The sequence below is a fragment of the Virgibacillus salexigens genome, from assembly GCF_000723585.1.
Classification (GTDB): domain Bacteria; phylum Bacillota; class Bacilli; order Bacillales; family Amphibacillaceae; genus Virgibacillus; species Virgibacillus salexigens.
Window position 1 is genome coordinate 1,043,237 of the sequence record NZ_CCDP010000002.1, and the last position, 7,773, is coordinate 1,051,009.

Here is a 7,773-nt window from a genome sequence, read left to right on the forward strand (position 1 = left end):
CCACCTCCTAACCTATATTATTGCCGAGGTTCAAAAAAAATAATCCTTCGAAAGTAATAAAATATTATAATGTCAATTAAAGCATAGCATAGCCATCATCCTAATTCAAATATATAAACATATTATTATATCAAATAAAAAAACATATTACAATAAATATTATTCCATTTATCGACTTACACCTAAATTCAATGCCTCTTGTACCGAATTAACACCAATGACTTCAATATTATCAGGGGTTGTCCAACCGTCTAAATTATTTTTTGGGCAAATTACCCGTTTAAATCCAAGCTTCGCTGCTTCCTGAACACGTTGTTCTATCCTAGACACACGCCTAATTTCGCCTGTTAAGCCTACTTCACCTATAAAAATATCATCTGGTTTTGTAGGTTGATCTCGAAAACTAGAAGCAATGCTTACAGCTATTGCTAAATCAATAGCTGGTTCATCCAATTTCACGCCTCCAGCAACCTTTATATAAGCATCTTGGTTCTGAAGCATTAGTCCAACACGCTTTTCCAATACTGCCATTAATAACGGAACACGGTTGTGATCCACACCAGTAGCCATCCTACGTGGATTTCCAAAAGCAGTCGGAGATATTAATGCTTGTATTTCAACAAGTACAGGTCTAGTTCCTTCCATCGATGCAACAACAGTTGATCCAGCGGCACCCTGTGAACGTTCTTCTAAAAATATCTCAGAGGGGTTTAGTACTTCTCGTAATCCTTCCTCTTTCATTTCAAAGATACCCATCTCATTCGTACTGCCAAACCGGTTTTTCACACCGCGTAATATCCGATACGTATGATGACGCTCTCCTTCAAAATAGAGCACAGCATCAACCATATGTTCTAATAGTCTGGGACCAGCAATAGCCCCTTCTTTGGTTACATGTCCCACAATAAATATTGGAATTCCATTTGTTTTTGCAAGCTTCATCAATTCGGATGTACATTCTCGTACTTGTGAAACACTTCCCGGTGCGCTTGAGACTTCTTCGCGAAAGATGGTTTGTATGGAATCAATCACCACAAAAGAAGGCTTTACTGCTTCTATTTGATTGGCTATATCCATTAAATTTGTCTCCGCTAGCACATATAATAAGCCTGATTTAACACCTAAGCGATCGGCTCTTAGTTTTGTTTGCTTTGTCGATTCCTCACCTGAAATATAAAGAACTGGCAATTGTTTATCCGCTAAATGCGATGAAATCTGTAATAACAAGGTGGACTTCCCTATACCAGGATCACCACCAATAAGTACTAAAGATCCCGGAACAATTCCACCACCTAGTACACGATTGAACTCTTTCATCGTTGTAGTGATCCTTGGCTCCTCTTTTGTTTCAATTGACGTAATCTTTTCTGGTTTACCAATAGATCTTGCTCCTGTTTGGAAAGACTGTTTATGTCTGCCGCCAGTAACTTCAATTTCTTCAATGAATGTATTCCAATTATTACAACCAGGGCATTTACCCATCCATTTGGCGGATTCATACCCACATTCATGACAAACATATTTTGTTTTTCGTTTCGCCAAATTCCTCTACCCCTTCACTTATCTATTATAAACGATTTTAGCAATAAGAAAGTTACAGGTTCCTATCAATTTAATCAAATATTTCCATAGTCTTGCCACAATTTAGTTGACTGGCATATCAATAATGAATAGTTTTGAGGGAAATTACAATGGAGTTTCTACATGCCTATCGGTTTCGCTTTAATAAGAAGTTTATATGTTTTGAAGCGTAGCTACTTGAATTTCATCTTTCTTTTCTATTTTAACATACCATATGGTGCGGATGAACGTTATACGATTAGGGCATTTCTTCCATTCTGCATTTTTTATAAAGTATATCTAAAAGGGTCTCCATAAGAGCACCTTACTCTCATGAAGACCATTTTTCCTTATAGGATTTAAGGAAGAATAATAAATTCCCCTTTATTATTTAAACCTATTTTCACTTTTTGACCTTTTGTTATTGTTTCTTTAAGCAGTTCTTCTGATAATAAATCTTCGATGTTTTTCTGGATGGAACGACGAAGTGGTCTAGCGCCATATTCTGGATCAAATCCTTCATTAGCAATTTTTTCAACTGCCTTATCTGTTAGTGAGAAATCAATATCTTGGCCCTTAAGGCGTCGTTGTAACTGCTCTACCATTAAGGTTACAATATTCTTCATATGCTTTTTCTCTAAGGAATGGAATACAATGGTTTCGTCAATTCGGTTAAGAAACTCTGGACGGAATGACTTTTTCATCTCATCCATCACCTTTGATTTCATATCTTTATATTCTTGGCCTTCCTCCTCAAGATTAAAGCCAACATATTTATTTCGTTTTAATTCGCTTGCACCTACATTAGAAGTCATGATTAGGACGGTATTACGAAAATCTACAACCCGCCCTTTAGAATCTGTAAGTCGACCATCTTCCAACACTTGTAATAAAATATTAAATACTTCTGGATGTGCCTTCTCTACTTCATCTAATAGAACAACAGAATATGGTTTTCTACGTACCTTTTCTGTTAATTGTCCTCCCTCGTCATAACCAACGTATCCTGGAGGAGAACCAACTAAGCGAGAAGTAGCGTGTTTTTCCATATACTCCGACATATCTATTCGAATCATAGCATCTTCATCTTCAAACATTGCTTCTGCTAGGGCACGAGCCAATTCTGTTTTTCCAACACCAGTAGGGCCTAAGAAAATAAAGGAACCAATTGGCCGCTTCGGATCTTTTAATCCAGCACGTGCTCTTCGAATAGCTTTGGAAATAGCATTTACAGCTTCCTCTTGCCCAATTACACGATTGTGTAGTATTCCTTCCATATTTAATAATCGATCGCTTTCGTCTTTGGTTAATTTCGAAACAGGCACACCAGTCCAGGTAGAAACAACACTAGCAATATCTTCGATGGTGACTTCTGAATCGGTTTGGCCTTGTTTTTCTTTCCACTCATTCTTTGTTTCTTCTAACTCTTCACGAAGACGTTGTTCTGAATCACGAAGCGATGCCGCTTTTTCAAATTCTTGACTTTGCACAGCTGCATCCTTTTCTTTTCGGACTTCTTCAAGTTTTTGTTCTAATTCTTTTAGGTTTGGTGGAACGGTATAAGAGCGTAAACGAACCTTTGAACCAGCCTCATCAATTAAATCAATTGCCTTATCCGGGAGAAAACGATCAGTAATATAGCGATCAGATAGGTTAGCAGCTGCTTCTATTGCTTCATCTGTTATCGTTACACGGTGATGCGCTTCATAACGATCACGTAAACCATTTAATATTTGAACGGTTTCCTCTAATGTCGGCTCATCTACTTGGATTGGCTGGAATCTACGTTCCAGAGCAGCATCTTTTTCAATATATTTACGGTACTCATCCAATGTAGTAGCACCAATACATTGTAGTTCTCCACGAGCTAAAGATGGTTTAAGTATATTGGAAGCATCAATTGCTCCTTCTGCCCCACCAGCACCGATCAATGTGTGTAATTCATCGATAAACAGAATAATGTTTCCTGCCTGGCGAATCTCTTCCATCACTTTTTTTAACCGATCCTCGAATTCACCACGGTATTTTGTTCCTGCAACTACTGTACCCATATCCAGGGTCATCACGCGTTTATCGCGTAATATTTCCGGAACTTCATTATTAATAATCTGTTGGGCTAACCCTTCTGCTACAGCTGTCTTCCCAACACCAGGTTCTCCAATTAGTACTGGATTGTTTTTTGTCCGGCGACTTAAAACTTGAATTACTCTTTCGATTTCCTTACTACGTCCAATAACCGGATCAATATTCCCTTCTTTTGCACTTACAGTTAAATCACGAGCTAATGAATCTAATGTAGGCGTATTTGCATTGGATTGCTGACCACGACCTTGACGATTTGTCTGTGATTCATTGCTTCCAAGCAATTGAAGCACCTGTTGTCTCGCTTTATTTAAGCTAACACCTAAATTATTCAATACGCGTGCCGCAACGCCTTCGCCTTCTCGGATAAGTCCCAGTAAAATATGCTCTGTACCTACATAGGAATGCCCTAGTTTCCTTGCTTCGTCTTGTGAAAGTTCCACAACCTTTTTGGCACGAGGCGTGTAGTGAATCGACTGCATTGGCTGTTTGCCAACTCCAATTAATTTCTCCACCTCTTCTTGAATTTTAGATATTTCAAGGTTTAATGATTGCAAGGCTTTAGCAGCTATCCCTTCGCCCTCTCTGACAAGTCCTAAAAGGATATGTTCTGTACCAATATTATTATGTCCAAGTCGTACAGCTTCTTCTTGTGATAACGCTAGTACCTTTTGTGCTCTTTCAGTGAAACGTCCAAACATCATATAATAATTCCTCCTATCTATTTCTCTAATTCTAATCGCTGGCGAATGAGTGACGCTCGTAACACATCACGTTCATTTGCTGTCAACGTTTTTTTGGCATATTGTTGTAAGAATCCTGGTTGCGTAAGTATCATTAATTCATTTAATATATTTCGAGAAACATTTCCTAATAATCCTAAGTCTATCCCTAATCGAACATCTGATAAACATTGAGCAGCTTCTTTCGATTCAATAATTCTTGCATATTCTAGTACACCATATGAACGGCATATCCGGTCCTCTAATTTTGTACGCATTTGATCCATTAACTGTTCCCGTGCATGTCGCTCATGCTCAATAAGCTGCTGTACCACGCTTTGCAAATCCTCAACAATATCTTCTTCCGACTTTCCAAGGGTTATTTGGTTAGAAATTTGAAAAATATTACCTTGAGCCTCACTGCCTTCCCCATAGATTCCGCGAACTACTAAACCTAATTGATTAATTGCTGGAATCATACGATTAATTTGCTTTGTAAAAACGAGTGCAGGAAGATGCATCATAACAGAAGCACGCATACCGGTACCCACATTTGTAGGACAGCTGGTTAAATACCCTCTTGTTTCATCAAATGCATAATTAATTTTCTCTTCTAGCCAATCATCAAATTCAAAAGCCTTATTAAGTGCTTTGGATAGCTGAAAACCTGGGAAGTATAATTGCATTCGAATGTGATCTTCTTCGTTAATCATTAATGACACTTGCTCATTTTCTGATATTAAAGTGGCTGCTGATTCGGAATATTTTGCCAATAAAGGGCTAATTAAATGTTTTTCTACTAATACCCGTTTTTCTACTGATGATAAATCTCGAATAGAGATAAAAGCAAACTGTTTATATTCCTCAAAAGATTGATTCTCATATTTCTCTTTAAAGAAATTGCGAATTTCTTCTAATTGATCTGGATCAGCAAGAATAGGATAAGCTACATTTGCAAAGTTTCTAGCAAGCCGAATCCGACTGCTTAATACAATATCGCTATCTGGGCCTTCTTTTCTCATCCACGGGCTAAGCGCTTCATTCATAAACTGTTGTAAAGTCAAGACTGATCACCTGCCTCTGGCTTATCCTGGTCTTGATTCAATGCTTTAATTTTATCTCGGACTTTTGCAGCTTCTTCAAACGCTTCATTTTCAACTAAGGATTTTAATTGATCTTTTAAAGCTTCTATCTGTTTCTTTTTATGCAAGTCCCCACCCTGACGTTTCGGTATTTTACCATTATGCTTTGTATTTCCTGCATGTACTCGGCGAAAAATAGGGTCAAGACGTTCATTAAACGTTTCATAACAGACTGCACACCCAAATTTACCAATCTGTTTAAATTCAGAAAAAGTCAATTCACATTTTGGACACTGCAATTCATTTACCTGCTGGTAAGTAGTTCCTTGTGCGCTTGCAATATTAGATGTATCAAAGTTAAAGAGTCCAGATAACAAATGATGCAAGGAATAACCATCTTCAGGATAATTCATATACCCTTTTTCCTTTGCACAAACATTGCAAACATGGACTTCCATTTTCTTCCCTTGAATTACTTGGGAAAAATGGAGTGTCGCAGGTCGCTCATGACATTCCTGGCACTTCATTTTCTGATTACCCCCTTTACTTATTTAAATACTTTAACGTACGAAGCATAGAAGTTAATATGCGTGCACGGATCTCATCACGTAATGGCAGTTGGAAAGCTAGCGTTTCTCTTCCTATTGCACTAAGCATAATCTTTGCTTCCCTCTGCGTAACAATTTGTTCCTCTAATAACCTTTCTAAGACATCTATGGTTTTTTGTTGCGAGACGGTTGGATTGACCATACTAATAATCTCATCAATTAGATCCGATTTATCTTGATGAATAACTCGCATGATTCGAATATATCCACCGCCTCCACGTTTACTTTCAACTATATATCCTTTTTCCACGGTAAACCTAGTGTTAATCACATAATTAATTTGTGAGGGGACACATTGAAATTGATCAGCAATCTCGCTTCGTTTTATTTCAATTACATTTTTCCCTTTTGCTTGGAGTATTTGCTTTAGATAATTTTCAATTATATCTGATATATTACTCATATGCCCACCCCCTTTTAGATCATTATCCTTTGACTTTGACTATCTTTGACTATACCTTTATTATACGGCAAAATACTAAAGATGCAAATACATTGTCTAAGCTTATTTTTGACAAAAAACAAAGATACAAAACCTAAGAGTGGTATCATCCTTAAATTTTTTAAAAACCTTACAACTTATTGTATGTTGTAAGGTTCTTTTTGTAGTCTTTCTTATTTAAGTTCCGTGATATTTTTAACATGATCAACCTTTGAGATCTCCTCGAATAATGATATACGATCTAAGTCTGGCTTTTTTTCGATTTTAATAAATATATTTCGCAAGTCATTTTCTATTTTGATGATCTCTACTTCTTTTATTGTTAAATTAAATTTTTCAAAAGCAGCAACAACTTCATTTACATGTAAACCAGGTAATGTAACAATTTGTATTAAATTCGAGCTGCCACCACGTCTAAACAATCGCTCAAAGTTATTAAGAAAAATTAAACTCAATAAAATAATCAACGTTGTAAAAACAGCTGCTGCGTACATTCCTGCTCCGACTACTAAACCTAGTCCAGCTACGGTCCATATAGAAGCAGCAGTTGTTAAACCACGAATGGTTCCACCATAAACAATAATCGTACCCGCTCCAAGAAAGCCGATCCCACTAATAACATATGAAGGAATTCTCGCTGGGTCAAATTGAACTTGATCATATTCTTCCATAAATGATTCGAAACCAAATAGCGAAAGAAGCATCATTAAACAAGAACCCACACCAACTAAGATGTGTGTGCGAAAACCCGCTGAATGATTCTTAATCTCTCTTTCAAATCCAATTAATCCAGATAAAACCAGTGCAATTAACACACGTGTCATAATGAGATAGAAATGTTCACCTAATAAGTCATCTAGGATTTCCTCCAAATTTTCGCACCTCCTGTTTTATTTTATAAAATAATATATATCAAAATATGGTATGCCCACCATATATATGCTTAAAAACCTTAGTCTATATAAACAAAAAACTGACCGTAGTACTTACGGTCAGTTTATGAAATGGCCTGGCGGCGTCCTACTCTTGCAGGGGCAAAGCCCCAACTACCATTGGCGCTGGAGAGCTTAACTACTGTGTTCGGCATGGGAACAGGTGTGACCTCTCCGCTATTGCTACCAGACAATGATATCTGCCAAGTGATTGTCGAAAAAACAGTGACAACCATTATTATAATTGTTTCTTGGAAAAAATCAAGTACAATTTCAAAAAATATGTAGGGATTTGTACCCTAAAAACTAAATAAGAGATCATTCAACGACGTTTCAAAGCCAAAT

Annotated in this window: 6 protein-coding genes and 1 rRNA gene; all 7 read right to left on the bottom strand. The window is 37.1% G+C overall.

All coding sequences use genetic code 11. The features are described 5' to 3' along the window. Positions 1-168 precede the first annotated feature (168 nt). Positions 169-1,542 carry a DNA repair protein RadA gene (radA, locus tag BN990_RS18145; RefSeq protein ID WP_038245933.1) on the bottom strand — a complete coding sequence of 458 codons (1,374 nt, stop codon included), beginning with the start codon at positions 1,540-1,542 and terminating at the stop codon, positions 169-171. Between the two features lie 377 nt (positions 1,543-1,919). After that, positions 1,920-4,346 (bottom strand): ATP-dependent protease ATP-binding subunit ClpC, encoded by a 2,427-nt coding sequence (gene clpC / locus BN990_RS18150; RefSeq protein WP_021292737.1) that lies wholly within the window; start codon positions 4,344-4,346, stop codon positions 1,920-1,922. Positions 4,347-4,363: 17 nt separating this feature from the next. Continuing rightward, on the bottom strand, positions 4,364-5,428 hold the full coding sequence (locus tag BN990_RS18155; RefSeq protein WP_021292738.1) for a protein arginine kinase: 1,065 nt from the start codon (positions 5,426-5,428) through the stop codon (positions 4,364-4,366). Next, a complete protein-coding gene (locus BN990_RS18160; protein ID WP_038245937.1) occupies positions 5,425-5,973 on the bottom strand; it encodes a UvrB/UvrC motif-containing protein in 549 nt (182 codons plus the stop codon). The genes BN990_RS18155 and BN990_RS18160 overlap by 4 nt, the downstream gene beginning before the upstream one ends. A gap of 16 nt (positions 5,974-5,989) precedes the next feature. Further along, entirely contained in the window at positions 5,990-6,457 is a 468-nt protein-coding gene (locus tag BN990_RS18165) for a CtsR family transcriptional regulator (RefSeq protein WP_021292740.1), read from the bottom strand. Positions 6,458-6,669: 212 nt separating this feature from the next. Further along, positions 6,670-7,368 (bottom strand): MgtC/SapB family protein, encoded by a 699-nt coding sequence (locus BN990_RS18170; protein WP_021292741.1) that lies wholly within the window; start codon positions 7,366-7,368, stop codon positions 6,670-6,672. Between the two features lie 135 nt (positions 7,369-7,503). Beyond that, positions 7,504-7,619 (bottom strand): 5S ribosomal RNA (rrf, locus tag BN990_RS18175). Between the last annotated feature and the right edge of the window lie 154 nt (positions 7,620-7,773).